Raw genomic sequence first — 19,660 nt, 5'->3', positions numbered from 1 at the left:
TTGCATTCTTTGCGCACATTACGTATCACGTAGTCTAACAGACAACGTTAATAATGATTTATGTGATGAAATGTGCAGATAAGCTGCTGTTAAATATGCTTTGTAACAATTTCGACTAGAATTTATACCAGAATTAGCTGGTCGAACACGTGCACTTTTTTAGAATACGCTGTTATTAGACTATCCGAACCTTTGGGAGTACACACAATGCAAGAGAACTACAAAATTCTGGTCGTGGATGACGACATGCGCCTGCGTGCGCTGCTTGAGCGTTATCTGACCGAGCAGGGCTTCCAGGTTCGTAGCGTGGCCAACGCTGAGCAGATGGACCGTCTGCTGACCCGCGAATCATTCCATCTTATGGTACTCGACCTGATGCTGCCTGGTGAAGACGGGCTTTCCATCTGCCGCCGTCTGCGTAGCCAGAGCAACCCTATGCCGATCATCATGGTGACGGCGAAAGGGGAAGAGGTTGACCGCATCGTTGGTCTGGAAATCGGCGCCGACGACTACATTCCAAAACCGTTCAACCCGCGTGAACTGCTGGCCCGTATTCGCGCCGTGCTGCGCCGTCAGGCGAACGAACTGCCTGGCGCACCGTCGCAGGAAGAAGCGGTGATTGCGTTTGGTAAGTTCAAGCTGAATCTCGGTACCCGTGAGATGTTCCGTGAAGATGAACCTATGCCGCTCACCAGCGGTGAGTTCGCAGTGCTGAAAGCGCTGGTCAGCCACCCGCGTGAGCCGCTTTCACGTGACAAGCTGATGAACCTGGCGCGTGGCCGTGAATACTCCGCAATGGAACGTTCCATTGACGTGCAGATCTCCCGTCTGCGCCGCATGGTGGAAGAAGATCCGGCGCATCCTCGTTATATTCAGACCGTATGGGGTCTGGGCTACGTGTTTGTCCCGGACGGCGCTAAAGCATGAGGCGAATGCGCTTCTCTCCGCGAAGCTCATTTGCCCGTACGCTGTTACTGATTGTCACCCTGCTGTTTGTCAGCCTGGTGACAACCTATCTGGTGGTGCTGAACTTTGCGATCCTGCCGAGCCTCCAGCAGTTCAATAAGGTTCTGGCATACGAAGTGCGTATGCTGATGACCGATAAACTGCAACTGGAGGACGGCACGCAGTTAGTTGTTCCCCCGGCGTTTCGCCGTGAAATCTACCGTGAGCTGGGTATTTCGCTTTACTCCAACGAAGCGGCAGAAGACGCTGGCCTGCGCTGGGCGCAGCATTATGAGTTCCTCAGCCAGCAGATGGCGCAGCAGTTAGGTGGCCCGACGGAAGTGCGCGTTGAGGTCAACAAAAGCTCACCGGTCGTCTGGCTGAAAACCTGGCTATCACCCAATATCTGGGTGCGCGTCCCGCTGACCGAAATTCATCAGGGTGACTTCTCACCGCTGTTCCGTTACACCCTTGCCATTATGCTGCTGGCGATAGGCGGCGCGTGGCTGTTTATTCGTATACAGAACCGACCGCTGGTCGACCTGGAGCACGCTGCGCTGCAGGTCGGTAAAGGGATTATTCCTCCGCCACTGCGTGAGTACGGCGCCTCAGAAGTGCGTTCCGTGACGCGGGCCTTTAACCATATGGCGGCCGGCGTGAAACAGCTGGCAGACGACCGTACGCTGCTGATGGCGGGCGTGAGTCATGACCTGCGCACGCCGCTCACGCGTATCCGTCTGGCGACGGAGATGATGGGCGAAGAGGATGGTTATCTTGCGGAGTCCATTAACAAGGACATCGAAGAGTGTAACGCCATTATCGAGCAGTTCATTGACTACCTGCGTACCGGGCAGGAGATGCCGATGGAGATGGCCGATCTGAATGCGGTACTCGGTGAAGTGGTCGCGGCGGAAAGCGGCTACGAGCGGGAAATCGATACCGACCTGCAGGCCGGTGAAATTCAGGTGCGGATGCACCCGCTTTCCATTAAACGTGCGGTGGCCAATATGGTGGTTAACGCGGCCCGTTATGGCAATGGCTGGATTAAAGTCAGCAGCGGATCTGAGCTCAACCGCGCCTGGTTCCAGGTGGAAGATGACGGTCCGGGCATTAAGCCAGAGCAGCGTAAGCATCTGTTCCAGCCGTTTGTGCGGGGCGATAGCGCGCGCAGTACCAGCGGAACCGGCTTAGGCCTGGCGATTGTGCAGCGTATTGTGGATAACCATAACGGCTTGCTGGAGATTGGGACCAGTGAGCGGGGCGGTTTAAGCATTCGCGCATGGTTACCGGTGCCGGTGACGCGCGGGCAGGTGAGAGATAGTTAAAAAAGGGTGGCAAAAGCCACCCTTTTTTTTGCAGGTCGGGTCAGCTGTTACAGCTTCGGTCCCGCACTCACCAGCGCTTCACCTGCCGGGGTATCGGTATACTTCTCGAAGTTCTCAATAAACAGTTTCGCCAGCGATTCTGCTTTCTCACGCCACTGCTCCGGTGAACCGTAGGTATTGCGTGGGTCGAGAATACGGGTCTCTACGCCCGGCAGCGCCGTCGGGATTGCCAGATCAAACATCGGCAGCGTGAAGGTTTCGGCGTTATCGAGTGAACCATCCAGAATGGCGTCGATAATGGCGCGGGTATCTTTGATGGAGATACGTTTGCCGGTGCCGTTCCAGCCGGTATTCACCAGGTACGCCTGCGCACCGGACGCCTGCATGCGTTTAACCAGCACTTCCGCGTACTGCGTCGGGTGCAGCGACAGGAACGCTGCGCCGAAGCAGGCGGAGAAGGTTGGCGTTGGCTCCGTCACGCCGCGTTCGGTACCGGCCAGTTTGGCGGTAAAACCAGACAGGAAGTGGTACTGCGTCTGGCTGGCGGTCAGGCGGGACACCGGAGGCAACACGCCGAACGCATCTGCCGTCAGGAAAATCACCTTCGTCGCGTGGCCCGCTTTTGACACCGGCTTCACGATGTTGTCGATGTGGTAGATAGGGTAAGACACGCGGGTGTTTTCGGTTTTCGAAGCATCGTCGAAGTCGATCGTTCCATCGGCACGCACGGTGACGTTTTCCAGCAGCGCATCGCGGCGGATGGCATGGAAGATATCTGGCTCCGCTTCTTCAGACAGGCGAATGGTCTTCGCGTAGCAGCCCCCTTCGAAGTTAAACACGCCGTCATCATCCCAGCCGTGCTCGTCATCGCCAATCAGGCGACGTTTCGGATCGGTAGAAAGAGTGGTTTTACCGGTGCCGGACAGGCCGAAGAACACCGCCACATCCCCTTTTTCACCGACGTTTGCCGAACAGTGCATGGAGGCGATACCGCGCAGCGGCAGCAGGTAGTTCATCACCGAGAACATCCCTTTCTTCATTTCGCCGCCGTACCAGGTACCGCCGATCAGCTGAATACGCTCGGTCAGGTTGAAGGCGATGAAGTTCTCGGAGTTAAGACCCTGCTCTTTCCACTGTGGGTTCGTGCATTTCGCCCCGTTCATCACGATAAAGTCAGGGGTGAAATCCTGCAGCTCTTTGTCGTCAGGACGAATAAACATGTTTTTCACGAAATGCGCCTGCCAGGCCACTTCAGTGATAAACCGCACGGAAAGGCGGGTATCGGCGTTAGCGCCGCAGAAAGCATCAACGATAAACAGACGCTTGCCGGAAAGTTGATGGGTAACGAGCCCTTTCAGATGCTGCCAGGTTTCCGGAGAGAGCGGTTTGTTATCGTTCTTCCCTTTGCCTTTATCAGCCCACCACAGCGTGTCGCGGGTGGTCTCGTCTCGGACGATGTATTTATCTTTCGGCGAACGACCGGTAAAGATACCGGTATCGACGGCGATAGCACCAAGGTTAGTCAACACACCTCGCTCGTATCCTTCCAGTGCTGGATTGAGCTCTTCCTGATACAGCGTATCGTAATCGGGGTTGTAGACGATTTCCTGGACGTCGTGAATACCATAAGCCTTGAGATCTTGCGGGGTTAAACCAGTAACACGCATATCACTGCTCCTTAGCCAATATGTACTGTCTGAAATTGTAGGGTTTTTGTGAGGTTGTTAACCGCGACGGGGCTCATAGATTTACGCATCTGGACAAAACCCTTACTAACGGAAAACGCTGCGACTCCAGTCACAGGGCAGGCGGATTATCGCAGGAATCGCTTTTTGGTTGGGGAAAATGTTCCGAAAAGGTTAATGGCTGGTGATTTTATCGGAAGGAATGTGAATGTAATCGCATACACGTAAGAAAATTACGTAAGAGTTACAGTGTTAAAAACGATTCAGCCAGAGAGGGCTTTTTTGCACCTTGCCCTCTCGCAAAAGGGAGAGGGCAAGGTGAGGGCAGGCTTTGCTTAGTGGACCTGAGGATCCGCCGGGGAGGCGTTGTTGCGGATCTCAGCAATATCCATCGAATTGAACACGTAGTGCGTACCGCAGTAGTCACAGTGCATATCGATTTCGCCGTCTTCCGCCATGATGCTGTCGATCTCCTCATCCGGCAGGGTCTTCAGCGCGCCAGCGCAGCGTTCACGTGAACAGGTGCACTTAAATTCCACCGACTGTGGGTCGTAAACCGTCACTTCTTCTTCGTGATAAAGACGCCACAGGACATCGGTCGCCGACAGGGTGAACAGCTCTTCTGCTTTGACGGTTTCCGTCAGAGTCGCGAGGTGCTCGAAGTCGTTGGTCTGCGCGTCCTGCGCAGGCAGAACCTGCAGCAGCATACCGCCAGCAGCAGGCTGACCGTCTACTTCACCGGTGCGGATGAACAGACGCGTCGGCAGCTGTTCTGAACGCATGAAGTAATCTTCCAGGCAGGCTGCCAGCGTATCGCCTTCGAGGCCAACCACGCCCTGATAGCGCTCACCTTCCTCCGGGGAGATGGTGATGACCAGATAGCCATTACCCACCAGCGTTTTCAGGTCCGCGTTTTCAGGAACATCGCCCTGTACGCGCGCCACGCCACGCATCTGCTGCTGGTTATTACCGTTGATGACCGCCAGGGTCATAGGGCCATCACCCTGCAATTGCACGGTGATATCCCCGGCAAATTTCAGGGTGGCAGTCAGCAGGCTGGTGGCAACCAGCAGTTCGCCCAACAGGGTTTTCACCGGCAGCGGGTAGTTGTGGTTTTCCAGAATCTGTTTCCAGGTTTCGGATACGGTGACCAGCTCGCCGCGCACGGCGAATTGTTCAAACAGATAGCGGTGTAATTGGTCGTGTTGGGCCATAATAGTCTCTCGTGCAGGTGAGGGTTACTCGATCTCACCGTGTTTAAATTTCATCAGATCGCGGCGCTCTTTTTTATCCGGACGCCGGTCCGGGTGGGGCATTGTCAGCGCATTCATTTTGCGCGCCAGCGCGGTCTTCTCGCGTTTTTCAATGCTCTCAGCCGTCTCTTCATACAGCAGGACGGCTTCGGTTGCGGGCCGTCGTTGTTCAGTAATGGCTTTAATCACCACGGTACGTTCATCGTTGCCCTGACGCAGCGTTAAGGTGGCATTCAGTTCGACCAGCTTGCTCGGTTTGCTGCGCTGGCCGTTGTAATGCACTTTACCGCCGTCAATCATGTCGCGGGCAAGGGCGCGCGTTTTATAAAAACGGGCCGCCCACAGCCATTTATCCAGTCTTACCCCTTCAGAGGGTTTTTCTTTCATGGCCTCTCCTTCACGGTCAGTGAGGGGATCATCTGGCGATAGTCGTTCAGCCCCGGATGGCGCAGATAGCTTTTTTCAGCCAGGCCAGAGTCAGGATTGGTAACGCCCAGACAATAGCGAATGCCAAACCTGGCCGCGGAATCCAGAATAGGCTCGCTGTCATCAATAAACAGCGTGCGTTCCGGCTGCAAACCGGTCTCTTCCGCCACCGCATGCCACAACCGCTGATCCTCTTTCGGATAACCAAATGTGTGGGTGGAAAGTAATAAATCAAGGTGCGAAGCAAGACCCGTATGCTCCAGCTTCACGGCCAGATTGTGAGGATGGGCGTTGGTCAGCAAGATACGGCGCTTGCCGCTCGCTTTCAGCGCATCCAGAAAAGGCACGGTATCCTCACGCAGTACGGCGCGCGGGCCCTGGGCGGTGGTCATGGCACAAATATCCAAACCGAGGCGCTCGCTCCAGTAGTCAAGACAGTACCAGTTTAGCGTATGCTGCACCGCGCTATATTGCGAACGAATGAATTCCTGCGCTTCTGCCGGGGAGATCCCCTGCTGTTCACCATAGGTTTCCGGAACCAGCTTTTGCCAGAAATAGTTATCAAAGGCGAGATCGAGCAGCGTGCCGTCCATATCCAGCAGAACGGTATCAACCTCCTGCCAGGCGATATCAAGATGCATAAGGGGGAACTCCAGCCTGAAGAAACGTGCGCGACAGGGTAGCACATCTTGTCGCGCATCGACGTTATCAGATCAGGCTCTCAGAGGAGGGGATCAGCTTAGGGTTAAGGCAATTTTCGTAATACTGCTGGATGTCGGCAAGCCTGGTACGAGAGCGCTGATAGCGACGCAGCGCCATAAAACCGTTCCAGCAAATGCATACCAGCATCGCAATCATCAGCAGCGAGGTGCCGATGTAGCGCCACAGGCCTGCGCTGTCCGGCATACGGTGCAGGCCGATGTGGCGCGTGCCGTTGGCATCGGTAAAGATACTCGTCACAATCCCTTCTGCGCTAAACGGCGTCTGCATCAGCATCTGCGCCAGGCGCTGGAACTGGCCCCACTGTTCCTGAGCCGGGTAGTCATAAAGTGCGACCTGCGGGTATGGCTGATCGACCAGGTCGCTCCCTTCATCACTGACGATCACAAAGCCGCCCGGTGCCGGGCTGTTCAACGCCTGCGCCGCTCGGGTGGTTTCGCGCATCACGAACGGTGCGGTTGACGTGGCGACCAGATTATCCAGCGACTCGGCGCTGACCGGACGCAGCAGCACGTTAACGCCATCCAGCCGTCCCGCTTCCGCGCGTTTCACCAGCGAATCCCAGTCTTTACTGTTACCCAGGTTCACAAGGGCGTTTTTGAGACGTACGCATTCGTCCTGAGCGGAACACAAATCCTGTGTTTTCAGAACGATGTCACCAAAGTCGTCCAGAAGCACCATCCCCGATTTCTGAATGGCCGAGCGCAGGGCAGGGCTCACGCGTGAGTCGTCATCGGGTTTCGGGTGCAGCTGGCGGTTGACCGTCTGGGTAAGCGACGTGGCTTTATTAACAACCTCAGATTCAGGCAGCGGCAGCGGCGGCGCATCATTCCAGATAATTTGCGAGCAATCGAACGGCATGAACGGCGAGCTCTGACGCGTATTCCATGCGCCAGGCGTATGAATGTTACACATGCCGGTGCCCTTCAGGCGCAGCGTATCACCGACCCGCACGCCAGCCTCGTCCAGTTGGTTGACGCTGGTTGCCTCAATGGTTTGCGCCCCTTTTATCCATGACAGGGTAAATTTAATGGGCATATCCAGCGGGACAAACAGCAGAAGCATGATAAAGACCAGCGCTGCCCCCCCGGCAATGACCGCACTGCGTAACCAGTGCTGAAGCGGGAAGTTTTTTACTTCATCATGCAGGGATAAAAAGCGCCCCTGGCGCACCACATGGCGGTCAAGGTAGATATCGATATCGGTTTTCTGCCCTAAATCCTGGGCAATCCACGGCTGCCAGTGGCGCGGGTAGATAAGATCGATAATACCGAGCGAGATATTATTGAGGTGCTCCTGGTCACTCTCACCGAACAGACCCCAGCGCTTAGGGGTACCGCGCAGGCAGTGGATCTCACGTAGCGAGGTTTTTGCCGGCGGAGCAAAGAGCCCCCACAGCCCGGCTGCCAGCAACAGCACCGCACCGCCAGCCAGCCAGGGAACAAACACATCCGGCGTCAGCAGGCAGATGAAAAAGAGCAGGAACGCGGCCACGATCAGAATCGCTTCGCGAATGCCGTCAGGGCGGCTCAGGGCGTACTCTTCATGCGTCTCCTGGCGAATGTTCAGCAGCTCGATCTGCTCTGTCTCTTCGCCACGAATGGAGGCCTGCGTTGAACTTGCGCGTTCCAGCGCAAAACGCGGGGCTTCCTGAAGATATTCATTCAACGTATGGCCGTTGAGCGAGATAACCAGCGGCAACGAATCGGTATGGATCAGCTCTACGCTGTTTTCGTCATTAATGTACTGCTCCCAGGACGGGGGCAGATGCACTTCAACCGAATCCAGGTAATAGCGCCATTTATTGGGATCGTCTGTGGTGATGCCATAGCGGGTGATGGAGCGCGTCACACTGAGCACTGTGTCACTTTGCGCATTTAACTTGAGCGCCACCGGCGCAGCAGTTGCCCCCGTCGGCCCAGGTGTTAACTGAGAACGGTTCAGTGTTTCGAGATAGTTTTCTACTGCATCGCGCTCTTCTTGCGTCAGTTTACGCGTCGTCGCACCGGCAAAGGCGTTTAAAAAGGGCAGCCGGTAACGACGCCTTACGCGACGCCTGTATACCCACCCTGCAACCAATGCGCCGGCCAGCATAGCAGCGAGAACAATCAAAATGGTGCTCATGCTTTCCCCATCTTACTTATCTTCTTACAGGTGTAGTCAGTAGCACCTTTAACATTGAATGAGAGTCTGTGGTTGGCTATCGGCAAGTATGGAGTCGAACTTGAGCATTCTGAAGCGCATCCCAGTGACCGATGATGATAGCAAAGCCTGTTATGGCGCGATATCAGCAAATTCCTGGAAACATTTCAACCTCTTGACATTTGTTTTGAATTGAGGATTGATTCCTGTTACGTTGCGTAAATGTAAATACAGAACAATTGACATTGCCGAAACCGTGCGGCGTATCGCACAATAAAGCCAGTTCCCACTGCTAAGACCCCATCACGATGAGCAAACCACTACAAAAACCCACCATTCTGAATGTTGAAACAGTCGCAAAATCGCGCCTGTTTAATGTCGAAAGTGTGGATCTGGAGTTCAGCAACGGTGTGCGTCGCGTTTACGAACGTATGCGCCCTTCTTCGCGCGAAGCGGTGATGATTGTTCCTGTCGTCGACGACCATCTGATCTTAATCCGCGAGTATGCCGTGGGAACCGAATCTTACGAACTTGGGTTCTCGAAAGGGCTCATCGATCCGGGTGAAACGGTCTTTGAGGCGGCCAATCGCGAGCTGAAAGAAGAGGTCGGTTTTGGCGCGAACGAACTGACGTTTCTGAAAAAACTGAGCATGGCACCCTCCTATTTTTCCAGCAAAATGAACATTGTGGTTGCTGAGGATCTCTATCCAGAATCGCTGGAAGGGGACGAGCCGGAGCCACTGCCACAGGTTCGCTGGCCGCTGGCCCATATGATGGACCTGCTCGAAGACCCTGACTTTAACGAGGCCCGCAACGTGAGCGCGCTGTTCCTGGTACGCGAATGGCTGAAGGGGCAGGGGCGGTTATAACAGCCTGATGTCCGCAACTTATGACAGAACAAAAAAAACGGCAACCTGAAGTTGCCGTTTTTACGTTGCCCGTTAGAACAACTCGTGCGTTTCGCCGTTATCAATGATTTCTGTACCCACCTCATGCACCGCCTGTGTGGTCGGCTGCGTGCCCTCGATGAAATACTCTGCACGGCTATTGCCGCCATTGGCGAGTTGCCCGGTGCTGCGGTCGATATTGACGGTAACCACGCCCGGTGGTGGCGTCAGCGGTTGCTCCGGAACGCCTTCCAGCACGGATTTCATATAGGCATCCCAGGCCGGTTGCGCACTCTTCGCGCCGCCTTCGTAGCCAGAAATCTGATCTTTAATCGCGCCTGAAGCCGTGGTGCGGCCTAAATCACGGCGATGATCGTCAAAACCGATCCAGACTGACGTCACCACGCCCGGGCCGTAACCGGAGAACCACGCATCTTTCGAGCTGTTTGTTGTCCCCGTTTTACCGCCGATATCATGGCGCTGTAAATCACGTCCTGCCCGCCAGCCGGTCCCTTGCCAGCCAGGTTCGCCGAAGATGTTGGTGTTCAGCGCGCTCTTTATCAGGAACGACAGCGGCGTGTTGATGACATGCGGTGCATACTCCTGCGCCCCGCTCTGCGCCACCAGCGACTGGTTAGCCTGTTCCAGCTGCGGCTGCGGCAACACAGGATTCGTCTGCTCCTGAGACACGGCAACGTCTTCCATGTCCTTGTTTTCAATCACCTCAGATTTTGGCGTATTGCCGTAAATGACCGGAATATCGCAGTCAGGGCAGGCAATTTTCGGCTTCGCTTCAAACAGCACGCCACCCTGGTCGTTCTCGATTTTACTGATGAAGTACGGGTCAATCAGGAAGCCGCCGTTAGCCATCACCGAGTAACCCCGCGCCACCTGAAGCGGCGTAAAGGACGCAGAGCCTAACGCCAGCGATTCGGTGCGCACGATGTTCTGAGCCGGGAAACCGAAGCGTTGCAGATATTCCGCGGCATAGTCGACACCCATCGCACGCATTGCGCGCACCATCACCACGTTTTTCGACTGCCCAAGACCCTGACGAAGACGAATAGGGCCTGAATATTCCGCCGGTGAGTTCTTCGGCTGCCAGTCAGAACCGGCACCGGCATCCCAGCGGGAGATAGGCACGTCGTTCAGGATACTGGCGAGAGTCAGTCCCTTATCCATGGCTGCGGTGTAGAGGAATGGCTTGATGTTAGAGCCAACCTGACGCAACGCCTGGGTGGCGCGGTTAAATTTGCTCTGGTTGAAATCGAACCCACCGACCAGGGCCAGCACGGCACCGTTCTGCGGATTGATGGACACCAGGGCCGAGTTAACGTCTGGGACCTGCGCCAGCCACCAGCTGTCGCCCACCTTGCGTACCCAGATTTGCTGTCCGGTCTGGACGACATCCGTCACTTTACGCGGCGTCGGGCCTTGCAGGGTGTCTGAGCGGTACGGGCGAGCCCAACGGATCCCGTCCATACGCAGGGAGACAGACGTTCCATCCGCCAGCGTTGCCACCGCTTCCTGCGGATCGGCCTGAGTCACCACGGCAGGAAGGAGCGGGCCATAGGTGGGCAGCGCTTTCAGCGTACTGGTGATTTTTTTGCTGTCCCAGGCGCTTTCGCCGACTTTCCACAGCACATTCGACGGGCCGCGATAACCGTGGCGCATGTCGTAATCCATCACGTTGTTACGCACCGCTTCCTGAGCCGCCTGCTGAACGTTGCGGGTCACGGTGGTGTAAACGCGGTAGCCATCTTCGTAGGCTTTATCGCCGTAGCGGCTCACCATCTCCTGACGCACCATTTCGGTGAGATAAGGGGCAGAGAAGGCAATCTCCGGCGCATGGTAGTTGGCATCGATGACATCGTTGCGCGCCTGTTCGTACTCGCTCTGGCTGATATAGCCTTCGCTCAGCATACGTGACAGGACGACGTTACGACGCGCCGTAGCGCGTTCAAGCGAGTAGAGCGGGTTGAAGGTCGATGGCGCTTTAGGCAGACCGGCAATGGTCGCCATTTCGCTTAACGTCAGCTGCTCGACAGGTTTACCAAAGTACACCTGCGCGGCCGCACCAACACCGTAGGCGCGGTAGCCGAGGTAGATTTTATTGAGGTACAGCTCAAGGATCTCGTCTTTGCTCAACAACTGCTCAATACGGATCGCAAGGAACACCTCTTTGATCTTACGGGTCAGGGTCTTTTCTGGGCTAAGGAAGAAGTTACGCGCCAGCTGCTGTGTAATGGTACTTGCCCCCTGAGAGGCATGACCGGAGAACAGCGCAATACTTGCAGCACGGAAAATCCCCACCGGATCGACACCGTGGTGCTCGTAAAAACGGCTGTCCTCGGTAGCGATAAAGGCTTTGACCATCACGGGCGGAATTTGATTTAAGGTCAGCGGGATACGACGCTTTTCGCCGTACTGCGCCATTAACTCGCCATCGGCGCTGTAGACCTGCATCGGGATCTGGAGTCGCACATCGCGAAGCGTAGCGACATCAGGCAGCTGTGGCTCAATATATTTGTACAAACCATAAATCGAGCCTGCTCCCAGCAGAATGCAACAGACTGCAAGGATTAATAAATACTTTACGAACTTCACCGGAGATTTCCCATTTGGTTTCACTTGGGCAGTTTCTAAACAATCGCGCGGTAGTATAAAGGCAAGCCTGATTCATTGATATAGCCGTCACCTGACGGGCGATAAGGAGATCGTGAAGCATGGCTTTCAAAACATGGCAAACAGGCGTTCATATTCAACAGGATAGGGTGCAGATAGTGGCGCTGGCCCGGGAGCGGTCGGGCTGGCGTTTGTGCCGCTGGTGGGCTATCACTCTGGCCGAAGGGATTATCCGGGATGGCAAAATTTGCCAGCCTGAACAACTGGTTGACGCCCTGCGCGACTGGCGGAAAACGTTGCCACACTCCCATCGGGTGTTTCTCTCATTTCCGGCGGCCCGCACGTTGCAACGATCGCTTCCCCGTCCGGGCGTGGCGTTGCGCGACAGCGAACAGCTCTCCTGGCTGGGGGCGACGCTCGCGCGTGAACTGGAGATGGCTGCTGACACGCTCTGTTTTGATTATGCGCAGGATACGTTCAGCAATACATTCCATGTCACCGCTGCACAAAACAACGAGATTCACCCCCTGCTGACGCTGGCAAAGATGTTGCGTTTACGGCTCGTGACGATCACCCCGGATGCCAGTGCGCTGGCGAATCTTCTCCCTGCGGTAGCGCCAGCGCAGTGTGTCGCCTGGCGGGATGGGCATCAGTGGCTTTGGGCGATGCGCCATCAGTGGGGACGGCGTTTTACCACGGAAGCGGAAAACGTGGCCGATCTCGCGGCACTGCTGGCCCTCACGCCGCAGGACATTGCCCTCTTTGATAGCCAGCGAGACCCCTGGGACGCCCTGGTTCGTTGCCATGCCCCTCTGCCGGCATGCGGCGCTGATTATACCGTCGCGCTGGCGCTGGCCATGAGTGAGGTACCGGAATGAGCATGACGAACTTTCTGCCGTGGCGGCGGCAGCGACGCGTGCGCTGCCTGCGATTCTGGGGCGTACTGTTTGTCGCTACGTGGCTGCTGATACTGATGGGGGTTTTCAGCCTGCGGATGAATCCTCTCGTGATGACACGTGCGCTGCATATTCAACTGGCGGGCATGCAGTCCGTGCAGCAGGCGCTGGTGTCTCGTACAGGGTCAGGTACGCAGACGCCAACGCCCGCGCCAGCGCCTCAACGACGCGCCTGGCAGCCGGTGCTGGAGTCCTTTGCCGGGATGATGCCATCCCAGGTCTGGCTGACCGAACTGCGCTATCAGCCCCCTTCACTGATGTTAACCGGATATGCCGCAACACTCCCCGCGCTCTCTGCTCTGCGGGATGGGCTCGGAAAGATGGCGGGGTTTACCCCCGGGCCTACGGGGGAATTACAGCGGGATGACCTGGGGCGCTGGATGTTCACCTTTCATCTGCGAAGCGAGGGCTAATGCGTGGAAACCTTGTTCGAACGCTGGTGCGAAAGCAGCCCCCGATGGCGGGTGCTGTGCTGGTATCTGAGCGTTCTCTTTCTGGGGAGTACGACATGGGGCATGGTGCTTCGACCGGTTGCAAAGCAGGTGGCTGAACTTCAGCGGCAGGTCAGCGAGGCCGCACTGGCTAATGTCTCGCTATGGCCCGCCGCCAGTCAGGTGCCGCGGCGTCACGCACCCCGTGAAGCCACGGTAATGACGCCTTTTTCGCCACTCGAGTTTCAGGGGGCGGGTACAAGACTGGTTCACTGGAAGCCGTTGCAAAACGGAGGGGAACTGACGCTGGATGCTGAATGGCAGGCCATCCCGACTGTTTTCACCCGGCTGGCGCAGCAGGATGTTCAGGTTGCCGCCTTTGCTCTCTCTGCACAGGGTTCGGCATTACGCCTGCGGGTGGAGCTGGAGGAGCAGCATGCGAACTAGCGCGCGTTGCCTGCTGGTGTGTTTTGCCCTGTTAGTGACCGGGATGCGGGATCCTTTTCGCCCGCCGGATGACCCTTGTGCGGTAGGGCAACTGGCGCAGTGGCATTACCACGGGATGGTGGGCGGCACTCAGGACACCGGCATTTTACAGGACGGGCAAAAGCGCTGGCATCGCCTGACACCGCAACAGCGCCTCCCGGTGGGCTGGCGGGTAACGGCCCTCAATGAAAGGGAACTGGTCGTCGATGTGGGGGATGCATGTGAACCCAGACAATGGACGTGGCAACGAGAAGGAACGAAAAAGAATGAACATAAGGAAAACGCTGTGGCTGCTGGCGTTCAGTCATCCGCTGTGGGCCGCCGCGCCAAAGCCGGTCACGCTGGTGGTGGATGAGGTACCGGTGGTGCAGGTGCTACAGGCGCTGGTCGCACAGGAGAACCGTAATCTGGTGGTATCGCCAGATGTCAGCGGCACGCTGTCGCTCAATCTGACACGCGTCCCCTGGCGACAGGCGCTACAGACGGTCGTCACCAGCGCCGGGCTTGTTCTGCATGAAGAAGGAGGCATTTTTTATGTTCACACCGCAGCCTGGCAGCGTGAACAGCTGGAACGCAAAGAGCAGGAGCGGATACGCCGACAGCTTGATGCGCCGCTGGTCTCGCACAGCATACCTTTTTCTTACGCTGACGCCGGGGAACTGCAAAAAGCGGCGGAAAAACTGCTCAGCCCAAAGGGGAGTTTATCTGTCGACAAGCGCACGAACCGTCTGCTGATACGGGATAACCAGGCGGTGCTTGATACGCTGCAGCACTGGGCGACACAGATGGATATCCCTGTCGAGCAGGTGGAACTGGCGGCGCATATCGTGACCATCAATGAAAAAAGCCTGCGTGAGCTGGGGGTGAAGTGGAATCTCGCAGACGCAACGGAGGCGGGCAAGGTCGGGCAACTCACAACGCTTGGCAGCGATTTGTCCGTGGCAAACGCCACCACCCATGTGGGTTTTAATATTGGGCGGATTAACGGCAGGCTGCTGGATCTGGAGTTGTCGGCGCTGGAGCAAAAGCAGCAGGTCGATATCATCGCCAGCCCACGACTGCTGGCCTCGCATATGCAACCGGCCAGTATTAAGCAGGGCAGTGAGATCCCATATCAGGTCTCCAGCGGTGACAGCGGGGCGACCTCCGTGGAATTTAAAGAGGCGGTGTTAGGCATGGAGGTGACGCCGGTGGTGCTGCCCGGCGGTCGCGTACGCCTGAAGCTGCACATCAGTGAAAATATGCCAGGACAGGTGCTGCAGCAGGCCGATGGTGAAACGCTCGCCATCGATAAACAAGAAATTGAAACCCAGGTGGAAGTAAAAAGTGGAGAAACGCTGGCGCTGGGCGGAATTTTTTCGCAAAAGAATAAAACCGGAAGCGATCGCGTGCCTGGGCTGGGCAACATCCCGTGGCTTGGACAGCTTTTTCGCCATGACGGAAAGGACAATGAACGACGGGAGTTAGTGGTGTTTATTACACCACGACTGGTCGGTATTCGCTGAAGAGTCACGATCCTCCCAATGATTTTGCATTCAGATTGTTGCAGATGTTTGACGTGGGGCATGAATTAGCATACAAGGAGTACCGATTTGAGTTGGACTTACGTCTTATTGCCTTATGCGTCTGGTGCGGTGATTTAATCAGTTGCCAAACAAGCCGGAGTATTGAGATAATTTTTAGTCTGACTCTCGCTCTATTGCATATGAGGTTTCAGTTCATGTCCTGCTACGCCGGGTGTCTGCGAAGCGGGGATTACCATTAACGAATAGTCTTAGTAGTACCGATAAAATGGCAGAGAAACGCAATATCTTTCTGGTTGGGCCTATGGGTGCCGGCAAAAGCACTATTGGGCGTCAGTTAGCTCAACAACTCAATATGGAATTTTACGATTCTGATCAAGAGATTGAGAAACGAACCGGAGCTGATGTGGGCTGGGTTTTCGACGTAGAAGGCGAAGAAGGTTTCCGTGACCGAGAAGAAAAAGTGATCAACGAACTCACGGAAAAGCAGGGCATTGTTCTGGCAACAGGCGGTGGCTCTGTCAAATCTCGCGAAACCCGCAACCGTCTCTCCGCCCGTGGCGTAGTGGTCTATCTCGAGACGACCATCGAAAAACAGCTGGCACGTACGCAGCGCGATAAAAAGCGCCCGCTGCTGCAGGTTGAAACGCCACCACGCGAAGTTCTGGAAGCGTTGGCCGATGAACGCAATCCGCTGTACGAAGAGATTGCTGATGTGACCATTCGTACTGACGATCAGAGCGCTAAAGTGGTTGCAAACCAGATTATTCATATGCTGGAAAGCAACTGATTCTGGCTTTATATACAATCGCCTGCGGGTAAAAGCATTAAAGGTGGATGTCGCGTCATGGAGAGGATTACCGTTACTCTCGGGGAACGTAGTTACCCAATCACCATCGCGGCTGGTTTGTTTAACGACCCAGCTTCCTTTTTACCACTGAAAGCGGGTGATCAGGCGATGCTGGTCACCAATGAGACGCTGGCTCCGCTTTATCTCGACCGCGTTCGCCACCTGCTTGAACAGGCGGGCGTTAAAGTCGACAGTGTGATTCTGCCCGATGGCGAGCAGTATAAAAGCCTGGCGGTACTGGATACCGTCTTTACCGCATTGCTGCAAAAACCGCATGGTCGCGATACAACACTGCTTGCCCTGGGCGGCGGTGTTGTGGGCGATCTGACGGGCTTTGCGGCTGCAAGTTATCAACGTGGTGTGCGTTTTATTCAAATCCCTACCACGTTACTGTCTCAGGTCGACTCTTCTGTCGGCGGCAAAACGGCCGTTAACCATCCGCTCGGTAAAAATATGATTGGCGCGTTCTACCAGCCGGCATCGGTGGTGGTGGATCTCGACTGTCTGAAAACCCTACCGAAACGCGAGCTGGCTTCTGGCCTGGCTGAAGTGATCAAATACGGCATTATTCTGGATGGCGAGTTCTTTGACTGGCTGGAAGAGAATATGGATGCGTTGCTGCGCCTGGATGAGGCGAAACTGGCTTACTGCATTCGTCGTTGTTGTGAGCTGAAAGCGGAAGTTGTCGCTGCAGACGAGCGTGAAACGGGCTTACGTGCTTTACTGAATCTTGGGCATACGTTTGGTCACGCGATTGAAGCCGAAATGGGTTACGGTAACTGGCTTCACGGTGAAGCAGTCGCTGCCGGAATGGTAATGGCTGCCCGCACTTCTGAACGTCTGGGGCAGTTTAAACCGGCAGAGACGGCACGCATCATCACGCTGCTTGAGCGTGCGGGCTTGCCGGTAACCGGGCCGAAAGAGATGTCGGCACAAGCGTATTTACCCCACATGATGCGCGATAAAAAAGTATTGGCAGGTGAGATGCGTCTTGTACTCCCGCTTGCAATAGGGAAGAGTGAAGTACGCGGCGGAGTGCCGCATGATGTGGTTCTTGGCGCTATTGCTGACTGTCAGCAGGCGTAACAACTAGAAAGGTCAGGCCACTGTTACAGGTGGTCGTTTAGCTTCAGGCGAAATGCAAAGTCGTTGGCATAAGCCTTTGAGTGGGGTGTTAAATGGATGAATTCAAACCAGAAGACGAGCTGAAACCCGATCCCAGCGATCGTCGTACTGGTCGTTCTCGTCAATCTTCAGAACGTGATAACGAGCCGCAGATCAACTTTGACGATGTTGATCTGGATGCAGACGATCGTCGCCCTTCGCGTAGCCGCAACGCGCGTGATGAGCGAGAAGAAGAGGGTTATGAGTCCGAAGAAGATTCAATGGACGAAGAGCCTGTAGAGCGTCGCCCACGTAAACGTAAAAAAGCCGCTGCGCAGAAACCCGCCTCCCGCCAGTACATCATGATGGGACTCGGCGTTCTGGTGCTCGTGCTGCTGATTGTCGGTATTGGTTCTGCGCTAAAAGCGCCTTCGACCCCTTCCGGTGAGCAAGCGGCATCCACTGAGAAGAGCATCAGCCTCTCTGGTAACGATGCGACCGATCAGGCGAATGGTGCACAGCCAGCGCCGGGTACCACCTCCGCCGAGCAGACTGCCGGAAATACAACACAGCCGCAGGATGTTTCTCTGCCGCCAGTTTCTTCTACCCCCGCACAGGGTCAGGCACCTGCCACGCCTGAAGGCCAGCAGCGTGTAGAAGTTCAGGGCGACCTGAACAATGCCCTGACGCAGCCGCAAAATCAGGCGCAGGTGGACAATGCCGTGGTTAACTCTACGCTGCCAACTGAACCTGCGACCGTTGCACCGATCCGCGGTGGTAACGCTCAGCCGCAAACGGCTGCAACCGAAACCAAACCGCGCCAGACGCAACCTGCGACCCGTCCTGAACGTAAGCAGGCTGTGATTGAACCTAAGCGTGAAACCAAACCTCAGGCAGTCGTCAAAGCGCCTGAAGTGAAAGCGCCGGCTCAGACAAAACGTACTGAAACGGCCACGGTGAGCGAACCGGCAAAAGCACCGGTTACGCAGACTGCACCGAAAGCAACGGCGACCACCACGGCACCGGCTGCCACTTCGGCACCAGCTGCAACTGCACCTACTGCACCTGCAGCAACGGCAACAACCAGCGCCGCAGCAGGCAAGACTGCAGGTAACGTCGGTTCGCTGAAGTCAGCCCCGTCCAGCAATTACACGCTGCAGCTGAGCAGTTCGTCTAACTATGACAACCTCAACGGTTGGGCGAAGAAAACAAATCTGAAAAACTATGTGGTTTATCAGACGACCCGTAATGGTCAGCCGTGGTACGTGCTGGTAAGTGGCGTTTATGCTTCAAAAGATGAAGCGAAACGTGCTGTCGCAACGCTGCCCGCCGACGTTCAGGCGAAAAACCCATGGGCTAAGCCAATTCATCAGGTTCAGGCTGATCTGAAGTAATGTTTAAAGCGCAGGATGCTGTCGGAGCTTTCTCCACAGCCGGAGAAGGTGTAATCAGTTAGTCAGCATGAAAAAAAATCGCGCTTTTCTGAAATGGGCAGGGGGGAAATACCCCCTGCTCGATGATATTAAAAAGCACCTGCCGAAAGGCGAGTGTCTTATCGAGCCCTTTGTGGGCGCTGGATCGGTATTCCTGAATACCGATTTTTCTCGTTATATCCTGGCGGATATCAACAGCGACCTCATTAGCCTCTACAACATCGTCAAGCTGCGGACCGACGAGTACGTGGAAGAGGCTCGGAAGCTGTTTACACCCGAGCACAATAATCCGGACGTTTACTACCAGTTCCGCACTGAGTTTAATCAGAGTCAGGATCCGTTCCGCCGGGCGCTGTTGTTCCTCTATCTCAATCGACACGGCTACAACGGCCTGTGCCGGTATAATCTTCGTGGTGAGTTTAACGTGCCGTTTGGCCGTTATAAGCGTCCGTATTTCCCACAGGATGAGTTGTATCACTTTGCCAAAAAAGCGCAGAATGCCGAATTCCACTGCCTCTCCTATGAAGAGTGCATGGAGCTGGCAGGCGTAAACTCGGTGGTCTATTGCGACCCGCCTTACGCACCGCTGTCTGCGACGGCAAATTTCACCGCTTATCACACCAACAGCTTCAGTCCGGCCGAGCAGGCCCGTCTGGCGGAGATGGCGGAAAAGCTGGTCAGCAAAAGAATTCCGGTGTTAATTTCGAATCACGATACCCCTGATACGCGCGAATGGTACAAAGCCGCGAAGCATTTTCAGGTTAAAGTGCGGCGTAGCATAAGCAGCAACGGCGGCACACGTAAAAAGGTGGACGAACTCCTGGCTCTTTATCGCCCCTGAGCCGTTTTGCCCGCCGGTAAACACATTT

18 protein-coding genes are annotated in these 19,660 nt (G+C 55.7%); 12 read left to right on the top strand and 6 right to left on the bottom strand.

Annotated elements, in window-relative coordinates:
• The first annotated feature begins 207 nt into the window (after nt 1-207).
• Nucleotides 208-927, top strand: a complete 720-nt coding sequence (gene ompR / locus HV242_RS21680) for an osmolarity response regulator transcription factor OmpR (protein WP_006177890.1) — start codon at nt 208-210, stop codon at nt 925-927.
• Complete coding sequence (gene envZ / locus HV242_RS21675; RefSeq protein ID WP_050737690.1) at nt 924-2,270, top strand: two-component system sensor histidine kinase EnvZ; 1,347 nt, start codon at nt 924-926, stop codon at nt 2,268-2,270. Before ompR ends, envZ begins: the two co-directional genes overlap by 4 nt.
• Before the next feature lie 47 nt (nt 2,271-2,317).
• Here envZ and pckA read toward each other — a convergent pair whose 3' ends face one another.
• The 5 genes from pckA to HV242_RS21650 form a co-directional block, all read right to left on the bottom strand.
• Nucleotides 2,318-3,937, bottom strand: a complete 1,620-nt coding sequence (gene pckA / locus HV242_RS21670; protein WP_014171961.1) for a phosphoenolpyruvate carboxykinase (ATP) — start codon at nt 3,935-3,937, stop codon at nt 2,318-2,320.
• Nucleotides 3,938-4,290: 353 nt separating this feature from the next.
• Entirely contained in the window at nt 4,291-5,169 is an 879-nt protein-coding gene (gene hslO, locus HV242_RS21665) for an Hsp33 family molecular chaperone HslO (RefSeq protein ID WP_014171960.1), read from the bottom strand.
• Between the two features lie 24 nt (nt 5,170-5,193).
• Nucleotides 5,194-5,595 carry a ribosome-associated heat shock protein Hsp15 gene (hslR, locus tag HV242_RS21660; protein WP_014171959.1) on the bottom strand — a complete coding sequence of 134 codons (402 nt, stop codon included), beginning with the start codon at nt 5,593-5,595 and terminating at the stop codon, nt 5,194-5,196.
• Complete coding sequence (gene yrfG, locus HV242_RS21655) at nt 5,592-6,275, bottom strand: GMP/IMP nucleotidase (protein WP_025202858.1); 684 nt, start codon at nt 6,273-6,275, stop codon at nt 5,592-5,594. Before yrfG ends, hslR begins: the two co-directional genes overlap by 4 nt.
• 67 nt (nt 6,276-6,342) lie before the next feature.
• The gene (locus HV242_RS21650; RefSeq protein ID WP_032679110.1) at nt 6,343-8,478 is read right to left on the bottom strand and encodes an intracellular growth attenuator family protein; all 2,136 of its coding nucleotides are present in this window, start codon (nt 8,476-8,478) and stop codon (nt 6,343-6,345) included.
• A 326-nt stretch (nt 8,479-8,804) separates the two neighbouring features.
• On the opposite strand from HV242_RS21650, the gene nudE reads away from it, so the two are divergent.
• Entirely contained in the window at nt 8,805-9,365 is a 561-nt protein-coding gene (gene nudE, locus HV242_RS21645; RefSeq protein ID WP_014171956.1) for an ADP compounds hydrolase NudE, read from the top strand.
• A gap of 72 nt (nt 9,366-9,437) precedes the next feature.
• Here the strand turns inward: nudE and mrcA are convergent, their stop codons facing one another.
• Nucleotides 9,438-11,990, bottom strand: a complete 2,553-nt coding sequence (mrcA, locus tag HV242_RS21640; RefSeq protein WP_020884575.1) for a peptidoglycan glycosyltransferase/peptidoglycan DD-transpeptidase MrcA — start codon at nt 11,988-11,990, stop codon at nt 9,438-9,440.
• Nucleotides 11,991-12,109: 119 nt separating this feature from the next.
• Here mrcA and HV242_RS21635 point away from each other — a divergent pair, with 119 nt between their 5' ends.
• The 9 genes from HV242_RS21635 to dam all read left to right on the top strand — a co-directional run bounded on the left by HV242_RS21635 (nt 12,110) and on the right by dam (nt 19,632).
• A complete protein-coding gene (locus HV242_RS21635; protein WP_050737689.1) occupies nt 12,110-12,886 on the top strand; it encodes a type IV pilus biogenesis protein PilM in 777 nt (258 codons plus the stop codon).
• Nucleotides 12,883-13,377, top strand: a complete 495-nt coding sequence (locus HV242_RS21630; protein ID WP_050737688.1) for a PilN domain-containing protein — start codon at nt 12,883-12,885, stop codon at nt 13,375-13,377. The genes HV242_RS21635 and HV242_RS21630 overlap by 4 nt, the downstream gene beginning before the upstream one ends.
• A gap of 3 nt (nt 13,378-13,380) precedes the next feature.
• Nucleotides 13,381-13,842, top strand: a complete 462-nt coding sequence (locus HV242_RS21625; RefSeq protein WP_050737687.1) for a HofO family protein — start codon at nt 13,381-13,383, stop codon at nt 13,840-13,842.
• Nucleotides 13,832-14,236: a HofP DNA utilization family protein gene (locus tag HV242_RS21620; RefSeq protein ID WP_063157143.1), complete on the top strand. Its 405-nt coding sequence runs from the start codon at nt 13,832-13,834 to the stop codon at nt 14,234-14,236. The genes HV242_RS21625 and HV242_RS21620 overlap by 11 nt, the downstream gene beginning before the upstream one ends.
• Nucleotides 14,148-15,386, top strand: coding sequence for a DNA uptake porin HofQ (hofQ, locus tag HV242_RS21615; RefSeq protein ID WP_050737686.1), 1,239 nt, complete (start codon nt 14,148-14,150; stop codon nt 15,384-15,386). Before HV242_RS21620 ends, hofQ begins: the two co-directional genes overlap by 89 nt.
• A 286-nt stretch (nt 15,387-15,672) precedes the next feature.
• Nucleotides 15,673-16,194 carry a shikimate kinase AroK gene (gene aroK / locus HV242_RS21610; protein ID WP_003861630.1) on the top strand — a complete coding sequence of 174 codons (522 nt, stop codon included), beginning with the start codon at nt 15,673-15,675 and terminating at the stop codon, nt 16,192-16,194.
• Nucleotides 16,195-16,251: 57 nt separating this feature from the next.
• A complete protein-coding gene (gene aroB, locus HV242_RS21605) occupies nt 16,252-17,340 on the top strand; it encodes a 3-dehydroquinate synthase (RefSeq protein ID WP_044866298.1) in 1,089 nt (362 codons plus the stop codon).
• A 92-nt stretch (nt 17,341-17,432) separates the two neighbouring features.
• The gene (damX, locus tag HV242_RS21600) at nt 17,433-18,752 is read left to right on the top strand and encodes a cell division protein DamX (RefSeq protein WP_032680152.1); all 1,320 of its coding nucleotides are present in this window, start codon (nt 17,433-17,435) and stop codon (nt 18,750-18,752) included.
• A gap of 67 nt (nt 18,753-18,819) precedes the next feature.
• Complete coding sequence (gene dam, locus HV242_RS21595) at nt 18,820-19,632, top strand: adenine-specific DNA-methyltransferase (protein ID WP_014171946.1); 813 nt, start codon at nt 18,820-18,822, stop codon at nt 19,630-19,632.
• Nucleotides 19,633-19,660: the final 28 nt, after the last annotated feature.

Origin of the sequence: Enterobacter sp. RHBSTW-00593 (assembly GCF_013784105.1) — a bacterium.
Classification (GTDB): domain Bacteria; phylum Pseudomonadota; class Gammaproteobacteria; order Enterobacterales; family Enterobacteriaceae; genus Enterobacter; species Enterobacter ludwigii.
Note: the sequence above shows the minus strand (reverse complement) of the source record. Positions and strands in the feature narration are given on the sequence as shown.